The organism is Vibrio sp. 704, assembly GCF_033339295.1.
On sequence record NZ_JAWOUH010000010.1, the window covers coordinates 97878 to 116878 of the forward strand.

The 19001-nt window shown below is 43.7% G+C and carries 18 protein-coding genes and 1 other annotated feature; of the genes, 14 read left to right on the forward strand and 4 right to left on the reverse strand.

The features are described from left to right. The first annotated feature begins 304 nt into the window (after positions 1–304). From R7R24_RS14815 to R7R24_RS14830, 4 genes are all read left to right on the forward strand, one after another. Complete coding sequence (locus tag R7R24_RS14815) at positions 305–1264, forward strand: TIGR01212 family radical SAM protein (protein WP_017633631.1); 960 nt, start codon at positions 305–307, stop codon at positions 1262–1264. Between the two features lie 35 nt (positions 1265–1299). Then, positions 1300–3045, forward strand: a complete 1746-nt coding sequence (locus tag R7R24_RS14820) for a GGDEF domain-containing protein (protein WP_017633632.1) — start codon at positions 1300–1302, stop codon at positions 3043–3045. A 237-nt stretch (positions 3046–3282) separates the two neighbouring features. Continuing rightward, positions 3283–5637, forward strand: coding sequence for an aerobic respiration two-component sensor histidine kinase ArcB (gene arcB / locus R7R24_RS14825; RefSeq protein ID WP_005381826.1), 2355 nt, complete (start codon positions 3283–3285; stop codon positions 5635–5637). Position 5638: 1 nt separating this feature from the next. Then, on the forward strand, positions 5639–6088 hold the full coding sequence (locus R7R24_RS14830; RefSeq protein ID WP_005381825.1) for a hypothetical protein: 450 nt from the start codon (positions 5639–5641) through the stop codon (positions 6086–6088). 85 nt (positions 6089–6173) lie between these two features. Here R7R24_RS14830 and arcA read toward each other — a convergent pair whose 3' ends face one another. Continuing rightward, positions 6174–6890, reverse strand: coding sequence for a two-component system response regulator ArcA (gene arcA / locus R7R24_RS14835; protein ID WP_005381824.1), 717 nt, complete (start codon positions 6888–6890; stop codon positions 6174–6176). A 361-nt stretch (positions 6891–7251) separates the two neighbouring features. Between arcA and R7R24_RS14840 the strand changes: the two genes are divergently transcribed. Together R7R24_RS14840 and R7R24_RS14845 are read left to right on the forward strand one after the other, a co-directional pair. Further along, entirely contained in the window at positions 7252–7659 is a 408-nt protein-coding gene (locus tag R7R24_RS14840) for a DUF3293 domain-containing protein (RefSeq protein ID WP_005381823.1), read from the forward strand. Positions 7660–7723: 64 nt separating this feature from the next. Further along, positions 7724–8206, forward strand: a complete 483-nt coding sequence (locus R7R24_RS14845) for a putative 4-hydroxy-4-methyl-2-oxoglutarate aldolase (RefSeq protein WP_005381822.1) — start codon at positions 7724–7726, stop codon at positions 8204–8206. Here the strand turns inward: R7R24_RS14845 and R7R24_RS14850 are convergent. Beyond that, entirely contained in the window at positions 8203–8673 is a 471-nt protein-coding gene (locus tag R7R24_RS14850) for a hypothetical protein (RefSeq protein ID WP_005381821.1), read from the reverse strand. The genes R7R24_RS14845 and R7R24_RS14850 overlap by 4 nt on opposite strands. Before the next feature lie 423 nt (positions 8674–9096). Here R7R24_RS14850 and thrL point away from each other — a divergent pair, with 423 nt between their 5' ends. The 5 genes from thrL (at position 9097) to R7R24_RS14875 (ending at position 14794) form a co-directional block, all read left to right on the forward strand. Further along, entirely contained in the window at positions 9097–9174 is a 78-nt protein-coding gene (gene thrL, locus R7R24_RS14855; protein WP_074192076.1) for a thr operon leader peptide, read from the forward strand. Continuing rightward, positions 9110–9229, forward strand: a sequence feature (Thr leader region). (Overlaps the previous gene by 65 nt.) Before the next feature lie 53 nt (positions 9230–9282). Then, complete coding sequence (gene thrA / locus R7R24_RS14860; RefSeq protein ID WP_054578516.1) at positions 9283–11742, forward strand: bifunctional aspartate kinase/homoserine dehydrogenase I; 2460 nt, start codon at positions 9283–9285, stop codon at positions 11740–11742. Between the two features lie 20 nt (positions 11743–11762). Beyond that, on the forward strand, positions 11763–12719 hold the full coding sequence (thrB, locus tag R7R24_RS14865; protein WP_054578517.1) for a homoserine kinase: 957 nt from the start codon (positions 11763–11765) through the stop codon (positions 12717–12719). Further along, entirely contained in the window at positions 12716–13996 is a 1281-nt protein-coding gene (gene thrC / locus R7R24_RS14870; protein ID WP_054578518.1) for a threonine synthase, read from the forward strand. Before thrB ends, thrC begins: the two co-directional genes overlap by 4 nt. A gap of 138 nt (positions 13997–14134) precedes the next feature. Continuing rightward, positions 14135–14794 (forward strand): NADPH-dependent FMN reductase, encoded by a 660-nt coding sequence (locus tag R7R24_RS14875; RefSeq protein WP_054578519.1) that lies wholly within the window; start codon positions 14135–14137, stop codon positions 14792–14794. A gap of 111 nt (positions 14795–14905) precedes the next feature. Here the strand turns inward: R7R24_RS14875 and grcA are convergent, their stop codons facing one another. Further along, positions 14906–15283 carry an autonomous glycyl radical cofactor GrcA gene (grcA, locus tag R7R24_RS14880; protein WP_005381814.1) on the reverse strand — a complete coding sequence of 126 codons (378 nt, stop codon included), beginning with the start codon at positions 15281–15283 and terminating at the stop codon, positions 14906–14908. A 326-nt stretch (positions 15284–15609) separates the two neighbouring features. Here grcA and nfo point away from each other — a divergent pair, with 326 nt between their 5' ends. The 3 genes from nfo (at position 15610) to R7R24_RS14895 (ending at position 18129) form a co-directional block, all read left to right on the forward strand. Continuing rightward, positions 15610–16494, forward strand: coding sequence for a deoxyribonuclease IV (gene nfo / locus R7R24_RS14885; RefSeq protein WP_017821508.1), 885 nt, complete (start codon positions 15610–15612; stop codon positions 16492–16494). A 289-nt stretch (positions 16495–16783) separates the two neighbouring features. Then, positions 16784–17464, forward strand: a complete 681-nt coding sequence (ung, locus tag R7R24_RS14890) for a uracil-DNA glycosylase (RefSeq protein WP_005382846.1) — start codon at positions 16784–16786, stop codon at positions 17462–17464. 113 nt (positions 17465–17577) lie between these two features. Continuing rightward, complete coding sequence (locus R7R24_RS14895; RefSeq protein WP_005381807.1) at positions 17578–18129, forward strand: hemerythrin domain-containing protein; 552 nt, start codon at positions 17578–17580, stop codon at positions 18127–18129. Between the two features lie 236 nt (positions 18130–18365). Here R7R24_RS14895 and R7R24_RS14900 read toward each other — a convergent pair whose 3' ends face one another. Continuing rightward, positions 18366–18551 (reverse strand): DUF3545 family protein, encoded by a 186-nt coding sequence (locus R7R24_RS14900; protein ID WP_005381805.1) that lies wholly within the window; start codon positions 18549–18551, stop codon positions 18366–18368. Positions 18552–19001 lie beyond the last annotated feature (450 nt).

Genomic DNA, 19001 nt, shown 5'->3' on the forward strand with positions numbered 1-19001 from the left:
AGTGTGCTTTGTAATAAAAGTCACAAAAATAACGGGGTTGTGTAAGTATCCTACAATTTTGTCACTTCAGAATGCAATGAAAAAGTCGGCGTTGTGACCCAATTTTTTCGTTTAATTATGCATTTTTAGTTTAACATTTACGCAACATGAACGATTTTTGTCTTTAATTATGCAAGTTTATTGATTTTGACCTGCATGATGGGTGTTTGAATTGATTAATATTGTGTGTTTTTTCTTGCAGGGATGTAATTTATTTACACAGATCGTAGTGAGATTGATTACGATTTATTGTTGGTGAGAATTTATGCAGTTACATGAGTTGGTCAATACAATCGGCCAAGATCTTCAGCGTCGATACGGTGAAAAGGTTCATAAGTTAACATTGCACGGTGGATTTAGTTGCCCTAACCGCGATGGCACGATTGGGCGGGGAGGATGTACATTTTGCAATGTGGCTTCGTTTGCAGATGAAGAAGTCCAGATAAAAAGCATTCACGAACAGTTAAAAGATCGCGCAGGTGAAATTCACAGAGCGAAGAAGTATCTCGCTTATTTTCAGGCCTACACCAGTACCTATGCAGAAGTACAAGTTCTCAAAAACATGTATGAGGAAGCACTAAAGGCTGCAGACATGGTTGGTCTTTGTGTGGGGACGCGTCCTGATTGCGTCCCTGATGCGGTATTGGATTTACTGTCGGGCTATGTACAGCAAGGTTATGAAATTTGGCTAGAACTAGGTCTTCAAACCGCCAACAACGACACCCTCAAACGTATCAATCGTGGTCATGACTTTGAGTGTTATGCCGAAATCACTAAGCGTGCTCGAACACTCGGAATCAAGGTTTGTACTCACTTAATTGTGGGTTTACCCAAAGAAACCCGCGCCGAAAATATTGAAACGCTGCAAAAAGTGTTGGCCGTGGGAACGGATGGCATCAAGTTACATGGCTTGCATATTGTCGAAGGTAGCACCATGGCGAAAGCTTGGCGTGCTGGAAAGCTAGAAGCCCCTGAATTAGAAGAATATGTTGCGATCGCCAGTGAAATGATTCGTATGACACCACCAGATGTGATTTATCATCGCGTTTCATCAGCAGCCAGGAGGCCCACGTTATTATCGCCTCTGTGGTGTGAAAACCGTTGGCTAGCGATGACGGAAATTGGTCGAGATCTCAGTGCTCATGGTGCTCAAGGGAGTCTTACGGGGAATACCTTTATCTATACTAAACCGGAATTAATAGCAGATCGCTCAATAAATAACTGATATATTTTAACCAGTGTTCTTTGAAGGTTTAAACGATGGATCAGTTACTCAATTGGCTTTGGGGTGGTCAAGGCGGTTATGGCTATGTCGTCTTGTTGTTAATCGCAGGCGTGTGCGCGTTAGCACTGATCTATTTGCACTTTCAGACGTCACTTAAGCAACTAGTAACGGATTCTCCCTATCCAGTCATAGTGGTGGACACTAGCCATGCTCAGCTCTTGCTATCTAACCAGGCTGCGATGCAGTTATTAGGCATTCGCTCTTTGGGAACGGGGTATTTGTATCCTGCTTTATTCGATATTCATGAGCTTGAGCAGTTTCTCGATCGCTTCTCTAGTAGTCATTTTCGTCAGCAGGCTTTTGACTGGCGACTATCTGATAGTGAATCTATTAAAGTGGAGCTGTCAGGCAGAAAGAGTTTATTGCGCAATCATCGAGTTTGGATTCTTTATGCTCAGCCATATCAAGCCACTCACCAAGAGCAGCAACAAGAACTTGCACAATTAATCATCGCACGTTCGGCATTAGACTCACTTTCAGAGCTGATTTGTACCCAAGACCGCCAAGGCAATCTGTTAACGACCAATCGAGCATTTGATCAATTCTGGCAAGGGCGAAGGGAAGAAGCTTGCGCATCCAAGACCTTGGGTGAGATGACCAGAAAAAGCGAACGTAAATGGACAACGGATCCACAAGGTCGAAGTTGCTTACTGGAAGTCAATCAAAACTCTCTTGTTTCGCCGAGTGGTGAGCTTATCGGTACGCTGTCTATTAGTCATGACGTGACTGAATGGCACAAGATGCAACAGAATCTGCGAGATGAAATGGAGCGTCGCAAAGATACAGAGGTGGCGCTAGCGCAAAGAGATACTATCTTACAAACGATTCTGGATGCCAGTCCGGACTCTATTGGTATTTTCAATGAGAACATGGTCTATCAAGCGTGTAATCAGCCTTTTGTTAAGGCGTTAGGAATTTCAAAAATTTCTGATTTGATAGGTAAGCGCCTCCAAGACGTGATTCCTAAAGAGATGTACGCGCGCTTAGCAGACAGTGACTTAGAAGCATTACGCCAGTTAGAGCCAGTTCGATACATAGATAAAGTCGTGAGTAGTGATGGTAAAAGTACGTGGTTTGATGTGGTGAAATCGCCTTTTAAAGATAAAGCATCAGGAACGAATGGTGTGCTGATCATGGCGCGTGATATTTCTGAGCGTTATCTTGCAGAACAAAAGTTGGAAAAAGCCAACCTAGAGTTAGAAAAATTGAGCTTTATGGATAGCTTAACTCAAGTATCGAACCGACGCCGTTTCGATGAACAACTGCAGGTATTGTGGTACCACCATGCTAGAGAAAAGCTGCCGCTCACCATCATGTTATGTGACATCGACTTTTTCAAAGATTACAACGACTGTTACGGTCACCAACAAGGTGATGAAGCGTTAGTCAGTGTTGCTACCGTGTTTACACAAGTCATCAATCGTTCTTCGGATTGTGTTGCGCGTTATGGTGGCGAGGAGTTTGGTTTTATCTTGCCGAATACCACCACGGAAGGTGCGCGCAACGTAGCACAGCGTATTCATGAGAAAATTCTACAGCTTGATATGGAACACGACAGTTCAGAAGCATCTGAACGCCTTACCGTCAGTATCGGTCTGGTCTCTTACATTCCTCAGCATGGTGATGAACCCGAAATGGGCATCGCTATGGCTGACAGTGCGTTATATCAAGCTAAAGCTGATGGACGTAATCGCACTTGTATTCACCCCAGTTCTTGCTAACGCTTTGTGACCGCTTGCTCTAAGTTGATAGCTGATTGTTTAAATCACCGTATTAAACACGTTAAACTTACACAAGCCTGTGCGCTCGTTGGTTTATCTTTTTATCTCGTATCACAAGAGCAGATCGCACCGTGTGTTTTTCACTAATCAAACAGACCTAAATTGCGTTAGGTCGAGTGCATTTACCTGTTTTTCATCATCGAATGGCGCTATCTAGCCACCACCATGGAGTAGTTAATGAAACCCATGAAAAATCTCGCCCAGTATTATGTCGACTTGCTAGTCAAACTGGGGATTGTTCGCTTCTCTATTTTGCTAGCCCTTGCGCTGGTGGCATTAGCTGTTGTGGTGCAGGTAGGGATTACTTTAGCTCTCAAAGGGCGAGTAGATGATATCGACATTGTCCGTTCGGTGTTTTTTGGTCTATTGATCACCCCTTGGGCGGTTTACTTCCTCTCTGTGGTTGTCGATCAACTAGAAGAGTCTCGCCAGCGTTTAACTAAGCTGGTGTCCAAACTGAAGGACATGCGTTCGCGAGATCAAGAGCTGAATTACCAACTTCAACAAAACATTGAAAAGCTTAACCAAGAAATTGAAGAGCGTATTAAAGCGGAAGAAGCACGTGAAGAGGCGATGCAAGACCTCGAAAATGAGGTGTTCCAACGCGAACGTACTCAATTAGAGTTGGCAGAACGTACCGCATTACTGCGTTCATTTATTGATGCCTCACCAGACTTAATTTACTACCGCAATGCGGATGGTGTTTTCTCTGGCTGTAACCGCGCGATGGAAGAGCTAACGGGCAAGAAAGAGCACCAGTTAGTCGGATTAAGCCCTTGGGATGTGTATAGCAAAGAAATCGCCGAGCATATCGTTGATACTGACCAAAAGGTTTTTGCCGATAATCAAGCAATTACTTACGAGCAATGGCTCGAATACCCAGATGGTCGCAAGCATTACTTTGAGCTGCGTAAAGTGCCATTTTACAGCAAAGATGGCCGCCACCTTGGTCTCGTTGGGTTCGGTCGTGATATCACTGAACGTAAGCGCCATGAAGAGTCGTTAGAGAAAGCAAGCCGCGACAAAACTACCTTCATCTCAACCATCAGTCATGAGCTGCGAACGCCGCTGAATGGCATTGTAGGCTTAAGTCGTATGCTTCTAGATAGTCCGTTGACAGAAGAGCAGCGTAAACACATGCAGACCATCAATGTGAGTGCGATTACTCTAGGTAACATCTTCAACGATATTATCGATATGGATAAATTTGATCGCCGTAAGTTAGAACTATTACCTGCGCCACTTAACTTCGAAGACTTCGTCGCAGAGATTGAGAGTATCTCAGCTCTGATGGCGGAACAAAAAGGGTTACGCTTTGACTTAGAACGTTTAAGCGACTTGCCAAAAGCAATTGAAGTGGATGCAACCCGTCTACGTCAGGTGATTTGGAACTTGGTCAGCAACGCAATGAAGTTCACCAAGGAAGGTGGCGTTGTGATGACAGTGAGCGCGGATGTCGAAGACGATTTTGCGACCATTATTATGGAAGTGGAAGACACAGGTATTGGTATCCCAGACGAAGAGCTAGATAAGATCTTTGCGATGTACTACCAAGTGAAATCAGGCAAGGACAACCTGCATGCGGTCGGTACAGGTATTGGTTTGGCGGTATCTAAGCAACTGATCAATATGATGGATGGTGACATTACGGTTACCAGTGAGGAAGGCTTTGGTAGCACTTTTACTGTATCGATCCACGTTCCGATTGTTGAACTAGCTGAGCCAGTCATTGATGCGAAACGCGACAATGTGCGCCTCAACATATTTATGGTCGAAGACATCGAGCTTAACGTAACTGTGGCTAAATCGTTACTAGAGAGCCTAGGGCACTCTGTCACCGTGGCAATGACGGGCCAAGAAGCGTTAGTGAACTTTGTGCCAGAAAAATACGACTTAGCGTTGTTGGATATCCAACTGCCTGATATGACGGGCTTTGATGTCGCCAATTATTACCGCAAGCATTATAACAATCTTCCTCCATTGGTCGCCTTAACTGCTAATGTAATGAAAGATCGTCGTGAATACTTAGATAACGGCATGGATGATGCGATCAGTAAGCCGCTGGCAGTGAATGCTATTCAGTCAGTGATTGATAAATTCTTCGCTCACCAGTTAGAACAACCTAAGGAAGTGGTGAGCGGTCCCGAAACAGTGGAAGAGCCAGTGCCTTCTCCTGTGATTGAGACACATTTGCTCGATATGGATATGTTAGAGTCTTACGTCGACATTGTTGGTGCAAAACCTGTCTACGACAGCATAAAAATGTTTGAAGATATGATGCCAGACTATATCGATGTCTTAGATTCGAACATGACAGCGAAAGATCAAGATGGGATTGTTTCTGAAGCGCATAAAATCAAAGGTGCTGCAGGTTCAATTGGCCTGAAACGTATCCAAAGTGTGGCGCAAAAAGCGCAATCGCCCGATATGCCAGCATGGTGGGAAAACATTTCAGACTGGGTTGAAGAGATCAAAAATGAATACCAAAACGATATTCAAGTCCTCAAAAGTTGGTTGGAACAAAGGAAATAACATGAAAAGAATCGCACCATTGGCATTAGCCATGGCATTGATGGCAGGCTGTAGTTCCGTTCCAAATGTGAATTGGCAACAAAACAGTCAGATTACGATTAATGAGGTTAATGTTGAGCTCAAAAGTAATTTATGGGTGAACCTCATGCCGAATATTGGGGACGTGGAAGAGCAAAGTATTCAAGGTGCACTTTACCTCGAAGGAGATCAGTTACTTCCTGCAAATCTAACGGCAGAAGCTCTTATTATTAAACAGGGGCAAAAAGAGTGGTTGGTGGACAGTGCGTCTTTAGATACTCGAACGCACAGTGAAAGCCGATGGGAGGTGGCGTTCTCGTCTCACATTGATGTGAACACAGAAAAATCGGTTGATATCGCAGTGCTTCTAGACGATGCGGGTAAACAGCGTTGGTTAGTCGAAAAGTACGTGAAGATTAACAAGGTTTATTAACCGCAATGATGTTGCATTAGTCGTTAGACCTAAAACAAAAAGGGCTTGCTCAATGAGCAAGCCCTTTGCATATTAGCGGTTAAATCTAGTCTTCTAGATCGCCACAGAAGCGGTAACCTTCGCCGTGGATAGTGGCGATGATTTCTGGCGTACCTGAAACAGACTCAAAGTGCTTACGGATACGACGAATCGTTACGTCTACAGTACGGTCGTGTGGCTTAAGTTCACGACCAGTCATCTTCTTAAGAAGATCTGCACGAGTTTGAATCTTACCCGGGTTCTCACAGAAGTGCAGTAATGCGCGGAACTCAGAGCGAGGTAGCTTGTAGCTATCACCAGCAGGGCTTACTAGAGAGCGGCTGTTGATGTCTAGTACCCAACCGTTGAATTCATACTTTTCTACCGAGCGCTTCTCTTCTTGCACCGCGTTAGAGCTCATTGAGCGACTAAGTAGGTTACGTGCACGAATAGTTAGTTCACGTGGGTTGAATGGTTTAGTGATGTAGTCATCTGCACCAATCTCAAGACCTAGGATCTTGTCTACTTCATTGTCACGGCCTGTCAGGAACATTAAAGCAATGTTCGCTTGCTCGCGTAATTCACGCGCTAGTAGAAGGCCATTCTTGCCTGGAAGATTAATGTCCATAATAACCAAGTTGACTGAGTTATCAGACAACACTTGGTGCATCTCTTCACCGTCACTGGCTTCAAAAACAGCGTATCCCTCTGCTTCAAAAATACTCTTAAGAGTGTTACGAGTTACTTGCTCATCTTCAACGATAAGAATCTGCGGGGTTTGCATTGGCGGTACCTAAATTTGTGACAAAATTGTGCTAATAGAATAAATTCTAGGCAAAAATATAACATACAGGTAATGTGATTTTGATAATAAATCAAGTTGATCAAAAAAACACTTCTTTCAGTTATCCGCCCTCCATGGAATTTTGCCAACTCACCAGTATCCAATGGCGACGTTTATTCTAAAGGGCTTGTTTACCTTTCATTTCCTGCTTTCAGTGGGGCCTGAAACGTAAACACCCTAAGATATTGAGCGGATTTTATATTGTTAACAGCATGCTAACAATGCTCAAATGTTAATTCCATTCAGTTTGTTGATTTATATCAATTGATGAAATGTAACTGTTATTAATCGTTTAAGACTTATGATAGAAAAAAGTAATAAGAACATAGACGCATCGTTATGGAATGCTTATTCAGAATCTTTTTTCAGATTCGAAGCCGAGTGGCGTGTTTCAAACTATGCTGTGATAACCGCTTGGAACCCATACAGTAACTTGAGGTCCAAAGAAGAGAACAGCATAAACAATCACGCGTTAGAAAAACAGCTACAGCACGTTAATTACGCGCCTGTCACGGTAGGTGATAGCGCTTTTACATGGTATGAGGAAAGCTTTGCCGTCGAGTTGTCGCCAGAGGTAGCCGTTGAATTGGCGAGTGACTTTCAACAAAACGCGATTTATTACGTCATTAATGACCAACTTTATCTTATTGCGTGCTCGCAGCCGAAAGTTTTTCATACGTTAGGCTCCATTAAACCTCGGCTCGTATAGAAGGTATAGAAAAGGATACTGCTCACTGAAGCACCGCTTGGGTGAGAAAATTCACGGAGGAAATATGAGAGACATTACACCCGATATTTGTGACCAATTTGAAGACCAAGTGAGCTTGCTTACTTTACCATTGCAGAACTTTGGTCAACGTAGCGCTTTTTACGGTGAAATCGTTACGGTGCGCTGCTATCACGATAACTCGAAAGTGCGTGAAGTACTGGGCGAAGATGGAACGGGTAAAGTATTGATTGTTGACGGACATGGATCGTGTCAGAGAGCATTACTCGGCGATCAATTAGCGATACTCGGAATAGAAAATGGGTGGGAAGGTATCATTGTCTATGGTGCAATACGCGACGTAGCACAAATATCTCAAATGGACATTGGCGTTCAAGCTCTTGGCACCAACCCGTTTAAAACAGAGAAACGCGGGATAGGAGAGGTAAACGTAACCTTAACGATGCAAAACCAAATCGTTCAACCTAAGCACTACGTTTACGCGGACTGGAACGGTGTGTTGATTTCTAAGCAAAAGCTGGACTTCTAAAAACGAAAGCCTAAACCAACCTCAAAGCCTTGTTGCCAATCTTGGTAATCAAGAGTCGCGTGAAGATCCAGTTTATCGGTAATTTTTACGCGACTTGATACTTCAGCCGCGAGGCTACTGTCGTCTTGGCGAATACCTTCCGCTGTTTCGTTCTTGTAAGAGCGAACTGTACTTTTCAGCGTGACACGATCATTAAAGTGATAGCTGATCCCACTCAAAAAACCACTTTGATTTTTGGTAGGAGAGTTATTGACTCGCGCACCGACATAAACGTCTACCGAATCAAAAAGTTCGTAAGCGTAACCCGTATCGATATTCCAAACATCAAAACTGTCAGACTGATAACTGTCGCTGGAAATGAATAGTTTATGAGGAGAAGGGGATGTTTTACCTGGAAGCGGCGGAAGCTCGTTTGCTAGACAAACACCAGGCACAAAAAACAGCAACAGAAAAAGCCCTCTTTTCATGTTCACCACTCCTTGTGTCAACTTTTTTATTAGTATGCGCCCAAAGCTTCTCACTATTAAAGCATAGAATATGAAAGCTAGCTCACCTATTTTCTAAATAATTCGATCCTATGAACATAAGTCACAGTTAAGTTGTTGTTATGTGTCACAACCCTCTCGAATTATTTGATCGTACGTTTTATGGCAAAGATCAGACTAGTTATTAGATAAAAAACCGAACTGGTGATGATGGTTAAGTCCTTTACAAAAACTAACTGTAGATTTTTAAATGATCAATAATGTGTAATTAACTATAAATATCAATGACATTGCTTAGCAGAATTCTCTGAAAGATGGAAAAACAAACAATTTTTTGTTGACTATGTATCAGAAACTCGGTAAACGTAGAGTTAAGCAAACACAATTAACGTTGAATATTTATTTATGCCATCTAACAGCCTAGTAGTAATGACCACGACCATTATTATTACCGACACGACACATGTTGGGGCAGGCTGCTGAGCGAAAGAAATTCACAAAAAAGGCCTGTATCCAACAAGATACAGGCCTTTTTTTATGCTTTTTTATCCAGAATTTAGACAAATTTAAGAAGATATACCGGAGGAAGGGATGCGAGTATTGAAGTTTGGCGGATCATCACTAGCTGATGCAGATCGCTTTTTGAGAGCGGCAGACATTATTGCCAATAACGCTCAACAAGAAGAAGTGGCGGTTGTTCTTTCCGCTCCTGGTAAAACAACAAACAAATTGGTTGCGGTCATTGAAGGCGCATTGCGCAATGGTGAAGCAGAACTACAAATCAAAGAGTTGGAGGAGTCGTTTAAAACGCTCTTCACTCAAGTCCAAGCAGTACTACCCAATATCGATGGTTCAGCTTTCGATAACCAAGTGAAAACTTCTCTCTCTCAATTACGCCAATTCGTTCATGGCATCAATCTTCTTGGCATGTGCCCAAACAATGTTAATGCACGTATTATTAGCAAAGGCGAACGCGTTTCGATTCAATTGATGAAAGCGGTGTTAGAAGCCAAAGGCCAGCCTGCACATCTTATCGACCCAGTTGAATACCTATACGCAAAAGGTGATCACCTTGAAGCCATGGTTGATGTAGACGTTTCAACGCAAAACTTCCGCCAAAACCCTCTTCCTCAGGGCCATGTGAACATCATGCCAGGCTTTACCGCAGGTAACGAGAAAGGTGAATTGGTAACTCTTGGTCGCAATGGCTCTGATTATTCGGCGGCGGTTCTTGCGGCGTGTCTGCGCGCAGATTGTTGTGAGATCTGGACTGATGTAGACGGTGTATACAACTGCGACCCTCGTTTAGTGGAAGATGCTCGCTTACTCAAATCTCTTAGCTACCAAGAAGCAATGGAGCTTTCTTACTTCGGTGCTTCCGTTTTGCATCCGAAGACCATTGCTCCTATCGCGCAGTTCCACATCCCATGTCTGATCAAAAACAGCTTTAACCCACAAGGTGCAGGAACTCTGATTGGGCAAGACACTGGTGAAGACAATCTGGCGATCAAAGGTATCACGACGCTAAACGACCTAACTATGGTTAACGTCTCCGGCCCAGGTATGAAGGGTATGGTTGGCATGGCAAGCCGCGTGTTCGGCGCAATGTCTTCCGCTGGTGTGTCTATTGTTCTTATTACTCAGTCTTCTTCTGAGTACAGCATTAGCTTCTGTATTGAGGCAGAAGATAAAGCAAAAGCGCAACAAGTACTGGCCGATGCGTTTGAGTTGGAACTGAAAGATAGCTTATTAGAGCCGGTCGAGTTTATTGATAATGTTTCAATCATAACGTTGGTTGGTGACGGCATGCGTACATCGCGCGGTGTTGCATCTCGCTTCTTCTCATCTCTTGCTGAAGTGAACGTAAACATTGTAGCCATCGCACAGGGCTCATCTGAGCGTGCTATCTCAGCCGTGATTCCTGAAGATAAAATCTCTGAAGCGATCAAAGCGTGTCACGAAAACCTATTCAACTCTAAGCACTTCTTAGACGTATTCGTGGTTGGTATTGGTGGCGTTGGTGGTGAGCTGGTGGATCAGATCGAGCGTCAACAGGCGAAGCTTGCGGAAAAAGGCATCGTTATTCGCGTGTGTGGCTTGGCAAACAGCAAAGGTCTTTTACTTGATAGTGAAGGTCTGCCACTCGAGCATTGGCGTGATCGTATGTCGGCAGCGACAGAAGAGTTCAGCCTAGCGCGTTTGATTTCTTTGGTTCAACGTAACCACATCATCAACCCAGTATTGGTTGACTGTACATCAAGTGAAGATATCGCGAACCAATACGCTGATTTCTTAGCTGCTGGTTTCCATGTCGTTACACCAAATAAAAAAGCAAACACAGCAAGCATGGCTTACTACCATCAGCTTCGCGATGTTGCGCGCAGCTCTCGTCGCAAGCTGATGTACGAAACAACTGTGGGGGCGGGTCTACCGGTAATCGAAAACCTGCAAAACCTAATCTCAGCGGGTGATGAGCTAGAGCGCTTTAGCGGTATTCTTTCTGGCTCTCTGTCATACATCTTCGGTAAGTTAGATGAAGGTATGAGCCTAAGTGAAGCTACTAATATCGCAAAAGAAAATGGTTTTACTGAACCGGATCCTCGTGATGATCTTTCTGGTATGGATGTCGCGCGTAAGCTTCTGATCCTAGCTCGTGAAGCAGGCATGTCTCTAGAACTAGAAGACGTTGTGGTTGATCAAGCACTGCCACCAGGTTTTGATGATTCTGGTAGCGTTGATGAATTTATGGCGCGTTTACCTGAAGCAGACGCTTACTTTAAAGAATTATCTGCAAAGGCAGCGGAAGAAGGCAAAGTACTGCGCTACGTTGGTGAGATTAATGAGGGCAAGTGCACAGTAAGCATCGCAGCGGTGGATGAAAACGATCCAATGTATAAAATCAAGGACGGTGAAAACGCACTGGCATTTTACAGCCGTTACTATCAGCCAATCCCACTAGTGTTACGTGGCTATGGTGCAGGCACCGAAGTAACGGCTGCGGGTGTATTTTCTGACGTGATGCGTACTTTAGGTTGGAAACTAGGGGTATAACAATAATGAGTTCAAGTGATATGGATGTAGTGGTTTATGCCCCAGCATCAATTGGTAATGTAAGCGTTGGCTTTGATGTGCTGGGGGCAGCCGTGTCTCCAGTGGATGGCACACTTTTGGGTGACCGTGTATTGGTGAAATCTGGGGCTGATCCGTTCAGCCTTAAAACGGCGGGTGATTTTGTTGAGAAATTGCCAACTGAACCAAAAGAGAACATCGTCTACGACTGTTGGCTCGTGTTTGCTCGTGAGTTAGACAAAAAAGGCGTTGAGCTAAAACCACTTGAGATGACGCTAGAAAAGAACATGCCAATTGGCTCTGGTTTAGGCTCAAGTGCATGTTCTATCGTCGCTGCATTAGATGCATTGAACCGATTCCATGGACAGCCACTTAACGAGACAGAATTATTGGCGCTGATGGGAGAGATGGAAGGCAAGATCTCTGGTGGTATTCACTACGACAACGTTGCGCCATGTTACCTTGGTGGTTTGCAACTGATGCTGGAAGAGTTGGGTATCATCAGTCAAGAAGTGCCTTGCTTTGATGATTGGTACTGGGTGATGGCGTATCCGGGTATCAAGGTATCAACGGCGGAAGCGCGTGAGATCCTACCATCTCAATACCGCCGACAAGATATCATTGCTCATGGTCGCCACCTTGCGGGCTTTATTCATGCGTGTCATTCTGGTCAGCCAGAACTTGCTGCAAAAATGATCAAAGACGTGATCGCAGAACCGTATCGTGAGAAACTGCTTCCAGGTTTTGCGAATGCACGTCAATACGCAGCGTCTGCGGGTGCATTGGCAACCGGTATTTCTGGCAGTGGTCCGACACTGTTCAGTATTTGCAAAGAGAAAGATGTCGCTGAGCGAGTTGCTCGCTGGTTAGAACAAAACTACGTACAAAACGAAGAAGGATTCGTCCACGTTTGTCGTCTAGATAAGCAGGGTTCGAAAGTAACAGGAAGTGAGCTATGAAGCTTTACAATATAAAAGAAAATGATGAACAAGTTTCCTTTGGCCAAGCCGTTCGCCAAGGGTTAGGCCGTAACCAAGGTCTATTTTTCCCATCGGAATTACCAAAATTTGAAGATATCGATGCGCTGCTTGCAGAAGACTTTGTCTCTCGTAGCACTAAGATTCTATCGGCGTTAATTGGAGATGAACTTACAGAGGATAAAGTGAATGCTCTTGTTGATGCTGCATTCCAATTCCCTGCGCCTATCAACCAAGTAAGAGATGGTGTTTACGCACTGGAGCTGTTCCATGGCCCAACGCTTGCGTTTAAAGACTTTGGTGGTCGCTTTATGGCGCAATCTCTTGCTGCGGTTTCGGACGGCGGCAAGATCACCATTCTGACTGCAACTTCTGGCGATACTGGCGCAGCCGTTGCGCATGCTTTCTACGGTATGGAAGACATCAACGTTGTGATTCTTTACCCGAAAGGCAAGATCAGTCCACTGCAAGAGAAGCTATTCTGTACGCTTGGCAAGAACATCCATACTGTCGCGATCGATGGCGACTTCGATGCGTGTCAGGCACTGGTTAAGCAAGCTTTTGATGATTCTGCACTGCGTGAAGAGATCGGTCTGAACTCTGCAAACTCAATCAACATCAGCCGTTTGATGGCGCAAATCTGTTACTACTTTGAAGCAGCTGCGCAAATGAGCAAGCAAGAGCGTGAAAACCTAGTGGTATCAGTACCAAGCGGTAACTTCGGTAACCTAACTGCTGGTCTACTGGCAAAAGCGCTGGGCTTGCCTATCAAACGCTTTATCGCGGCAACTAATGCCAATGACACGGTTCCTCGCTACCTAGAAACAGGTAAGTGGGAGCCAAAACCAACAGTAGCAACGACATCGAACGCGATGGACGTGAGCCAACCAAACAACTGGCCTCGTATCGAAGAGCTATGCCGTGTGAAAGAGTGGGGCTTGGAGACGCTAGGTAAAGGTGCAGTATCTGATGAGCAAAGCGCACAGTCAGTGAAAGACTTACATGCTCTAGGCTATCTATGCGAACCGCACGGTGCGATTGCTTACCGCGTTCTTGAAGAGCAACTGCAAGACGGTGAAACCGGTCTGTTCCTATGTACTGCTCACCCTGCGAAGTTCAAAGAAGTGGTGGATGATATTCTAGAATCCGATATCGACCTTCCTGCACCACTAGCGAAGCACGCTGCGATGGAGCTGCTATCGGAAGATCTCGACGCAGACTTTGACGCATTGAAACAAGTACTGCGCCGCGTGCAATAAGCTTCAAAGTATAGTAAGTATCAAAACAGAAATAACGAGAGGTGAATGAGTAATCATTCACCTTTTTTATTGTCGGTAAGTTTTGACTCTCTTTATTATTGAGAAACGAACTTAACTAAATGAGATGGAAAGAGAAGCATGCATTTTTTGATTTTTCTTGGCTCAGTGAGAAACAGCACGCCACCACGACCAGCCCGTTTAGGAATGCGAGTCAGTAAAGCGTGTGAAAAACTCATCGCGAGTCAACATTCGCAACATACGGTCGAAATCATCGACCCTTTGAATTACGACTTTGGTGATGTGTTTAAGCCCGAGTTTGCTTATCACCGCTCTAAAGTTCCGCAGCACCTAAGTGAGTTGGCAGATAAAATCAAACATGCGGATGGGTATGTGATGGTTAGCCCGGAATATAACCATTCGATGAGTCCTGCTCTGGCGAACACGCTTAACCATTTCGGCAGTTCGCTGTTTTCTTACAAGCCGAGTGCTATCGTGACCTATTCTGCCGGACAATGGGGTGGTGTTAGAGCTGCCGTTTCTATGCGTACCTTCTTATCTGAACTTGGATGTCTACCTGTCTCTGCGATGATCCACATTCCGAAAGCGCAAGAAGTGTTTGATGAACAGGGCGTTGCTGAGGATGAGTCGGAGCAGACGCAGTGGGATAACTATATGAATCGCACTATGCATCAATTGATTTGGTGGGCTGAAGGGGCGTCACTGCAAAGAGATAGGCGTGATCCAACCTCTTTAGCGCAAGCGTTTCAGAAAGATCCTTCGCAAAGAAATGCACCTTAGAGGCGAGTTGCTTTCCATTATAGAAAGGGTTTAGAAGGATTCTGAAACAAAAAAAGCTTGGTCATTGCAGACCAAGCTTTTTAAATTCTAGCGAGCTAGTTTACTGAGAGATTATAGAGTCTCAGTAAAAGTACGAGCGATTACATCACGTTGTTGCTCTGGAGTTAGCGAGTTAAAACGTACTGCGTAACCAGAAACACGAATAGTTAGTTGTGGGTATTTCTCTGGGTGTGCAACTGCATCTTCTAGTGTTTCGCGTTTAAGCACGTTCACGTTTAGGTGTTGGCCGCCTTCGATACGAGGAGCAGTTTCGATTGCAACTTCACGGCTTTCGTATTCACCTAGGTCGCTGATTGCGATAACTTGGTCTGCTTCGTAGCCAGCAGTTGCAGCAACACAACGAGCTTCATTTTTTTCGCTATCTAATAGCCAGATAGAGTTTAGTAGGTCGTCGTTTGCCGCTTTTGTAATTTGGATACCTTGGATCATCACTATCTCCTAGACCACTTACGTGGTGATTATTGGTGTTAATTTTCGAATTTTCGTTGAGCTGAGTATTATATAGCTAATATCCACTACTTTAATATTGATTTAAGTCAAAAAACAACCAAAAACATTATTTTTATTAAGGTGATTTTATTGAGTTAAATCAATAAAACCTTTGAAAACAAACTAATTACAATTTATTTGAGAATATAAAAAATATTTAATAACTGGTTTTGTTGTAAATTTACTACAAATTGAGATTAAAGTTTAAACTGGTTAACGCAACTATCTGTATTTAGGTAGCAATACTGAAAGTCTAAAGTGATTAAATGACAAACATGAAAAACAAGCTTGGGAATAAACTCATTGGTGCACATGTCTCTGCTGCTGGTGGGGTCGATCAAGCTCCGTTGAGAGCTCGTGAAATTGGCGCGAATGCCTTCGCACTATTTACAAAAAACCAACGCCAGTGGGTGGCGAAGCCTTTAGAAGCAAAAACCATCAGTGCGTTTAAAGCGAACTGTAAAATGCTGGGTTTCGGAGCAGAGCATATTCTTCCCCATGATTCTTATCTGATTAACTTGGGTGCGCCGGAAGAAGAAAAGCTGAATAAATCCCGCGCGGCATTTATTGATGAAATGGAGCGTTGTAATCAGTTGGGGCTGACTTTGCTTAACTTCCATCCGGGTAGTCACCTAAAGAAAGTCTCTGAACAGGAGTGTCTCGCGACGATCGCCGAGTCGATCAATCTTGCGCATAAAGCGGTGCCGAATGTGATCGCTGTTATCGAGAATACGGCAGGTCAAGGCACTAACTTAGGCTGGAAGTTTGAGCACCTAGCTGAAATCATCGAGCAAGTGGAAGATAAAGATCGTGTCGGCGTTTGTATTGATACCTGCCATACCTTTACTGCTGGTTATGACTTACGTACAAAAGAAGATTGCGAGCGCACCTTTGCAGAGTTCGACCGTATTGTAGGTATGCACTATTTAAGAGCAATGCATCTAAATGATTCAAAAGTAGAGTTTGCCAGCAAAGTAGATCGCCACCATTCTCTTGGTAAAGGAGAGATCGGGTGGGATTGCTTTGAGTACATCGCGAAAGACCCTCGTTTTGATGGTATCCCTCTGATTTTAGAAACAATTGATCCAGATATTTGGCAGCAAGAGATCAACACGTTGCGTCAATTCCATTTAGCGGCCATTGACAGTTAATGGCGTAACCACAAAGTTGGCACCTTTCTTTCTTAGTCACTGAACATCAATCTCTGAATTAGCAAAGAAGGATGCCAACATGTCTCGACCATTCTCTTTTACTCCTTATACTTACACTCGTCGTGTGCTTCGCTTACCGATGCCTAATCGTCACATTACCGGACAGGGGCATTTTCGAACGCCACAGAAGCATTAGTCTTTTATTACTTGTCTCAAGTTCGTGGTAAGTTTTTGTTTGTTTGAGTTTCGCTCGTTAGAATAGAAGCAAAATTTAGGACAGGAACTTTCCATGAATCAGTCACCCACTTGGCACGATGTGATCGGCGAAGAGAAAAAGCAGAGCTACTTTGTAGACACCTTGAATTTTGTTGAAGCCGAACGCGCCGCAGGCAAAGCTATTTTTCCTCCCGCAAAAGATGTCTTTAACGCGTTTCGTTTTACCGAGTTCAAAGACGTTAAGGTCGTGATTCTAGGACAAGACCCATACCACGGCCCAAATCAGGCGCATGGCCTGTGTTTCTCTGTACTTCCTGGCATTAAAACGCCACCGTCACTGGTTAATATGTATAAAGAGCTGGCGCAAGATATTGAAGGTTTCCAAATCCCTCAGCATGGTTTTTTGCAAAGCTGGGCTGAACAAGGCGTATTGTTACTCAATACGGTATTAACGGTGGAGCAAGGTAAAGCGCATTCACATTCAAAGACAGGTTGGGAAACGTTTACTGATCGAGTGATTGAAGCCATTAATCAGCATCAAGAAGGTGTAGTGTTCCTGCTGTGGGGTTCACATGCACAGAAGAAAGGTCGTTTTATCGATCGCAATAAACACCATGTCTTGGCAGCACCGCATCCATCGCCGTTATCGGCACATCGAGGCTTTTTCGGTTGTAAGCATTTCTCTCAAGCAAACCAGTTGCTTACATCACAAGAAAAAGCACCAATTAACTGGCATTTGCCATTAACGGTATAAATGAAGAGACAGCGATCATGGATGCTATGATCGCTGTTTTTTTGAGCACGCTCGAGGCTGATAGTAAATTTCTCATGTACACTTACTAAAAGTAGGTGTTAAGGAGAGACGCTATGATGATCGAAAGAATTCGACGCGAACATGGTTATATGGTTCGTCTGTTGGCGATACTGCGCCATAAGCTTAATGAGATAAAAAAAGAACGTGTAATCAACTATGCGTTAGTAAGCGAGATTGTTGATTACCTCTCTAATCATTCGGAGAAAGTACACCACCCGAAGGAAGATATCCTCTATCATCACTTTCTTGAACACTATGGTAAGCAACAAACCATGGAAAATTTAGAGAAAGAACATCTAGAGTTAGCGAGTAAAACCAGAGAGTTTTCATCCGTGATAGAGATGATCCTTCAGGATGCTGTTGTGCCACAAGACATGTTTGTCGCTCACCTAGAAGATTTCATAGAATCGCAAAGGCACCACTTGGAGCTAGAAGAGCGAAAAATTTTGCCTCTCATTGAAGAGTTATTTACCACAGAAGATTGGCAGCATGTCGAGAGCTTATGGAGCGTCAGTGAGGATGACCCTGTGTTTGGTGACACGATTGCTGATCGTTATAAGCAGTTGGCCGAACGTGTTCGTCAAAGTGATACTGAGTATGTTTAAGACTGAATGATGAAACCTGAGCGAGCGAAAGTCGTATCTCGGGTTTGTGAGATACATTTCTTATTTATTGGGAATCAACCGAAAATTTCGTGTGCATATTTTTCGGCAAAAAGTACGGAAGATTCTCATTGAGTAATAATGGTATTCATACTTAAACCTTGGTACATAAACTCACGGTGTTTACGGTCACTGTAAACAAAAAACAAAAGGCACCCGTAAGGTGCCTTTTGTTTGAATTAGAGTTTAATGTCTTCCAAGTTATAATCGGTACAGACATCAAGTTCGCGCAGCTCTTTAAGCAAATTGCGTCTGTCGTTCATCTCTTCTATTTCACGCCACTTTCGCTTTACTGGTTTGGCACGAGATTTGGTTGTTGAGGTAGTATCCAGATTAAAAATGTCATCTAGTTGAAAGCCTTCCATAAGCCACCTTTACCTTTCTTAAGCTAAACTGTTGTAACCAGTCCTTGTGGAGTTTTTTAAGTACCACAATAGCCGTGAGAATAACCATGATATATTTCGCATTTGTGTCGGTAGCATGACATTTTCGTGCAAAAATATTCTCAAAATCACACTTTTTATTGCAACTATGTGGATAAAAAATGCACAAACGATCTCAAGAAAACGATTAAATAGAGAGATTTTCTATGTTAATTCGATTTGATGAATGGGTGCACTGCGCAAAGGTTAAAGTTGCATAAAATCAGTTTGATGAAATAGTGTTCAATTAGATGGTAAGTCACTAGCGTAAATTTATGTAACACCTTGTGAATACTAGCTTGTTCTTGTTTATACGGTTTACCATTCCATTTAATGAAGAATAATTATTTATGTTGGCGTTTGGTAATTGAAATGTTGCGCAGTTTGAGTGTT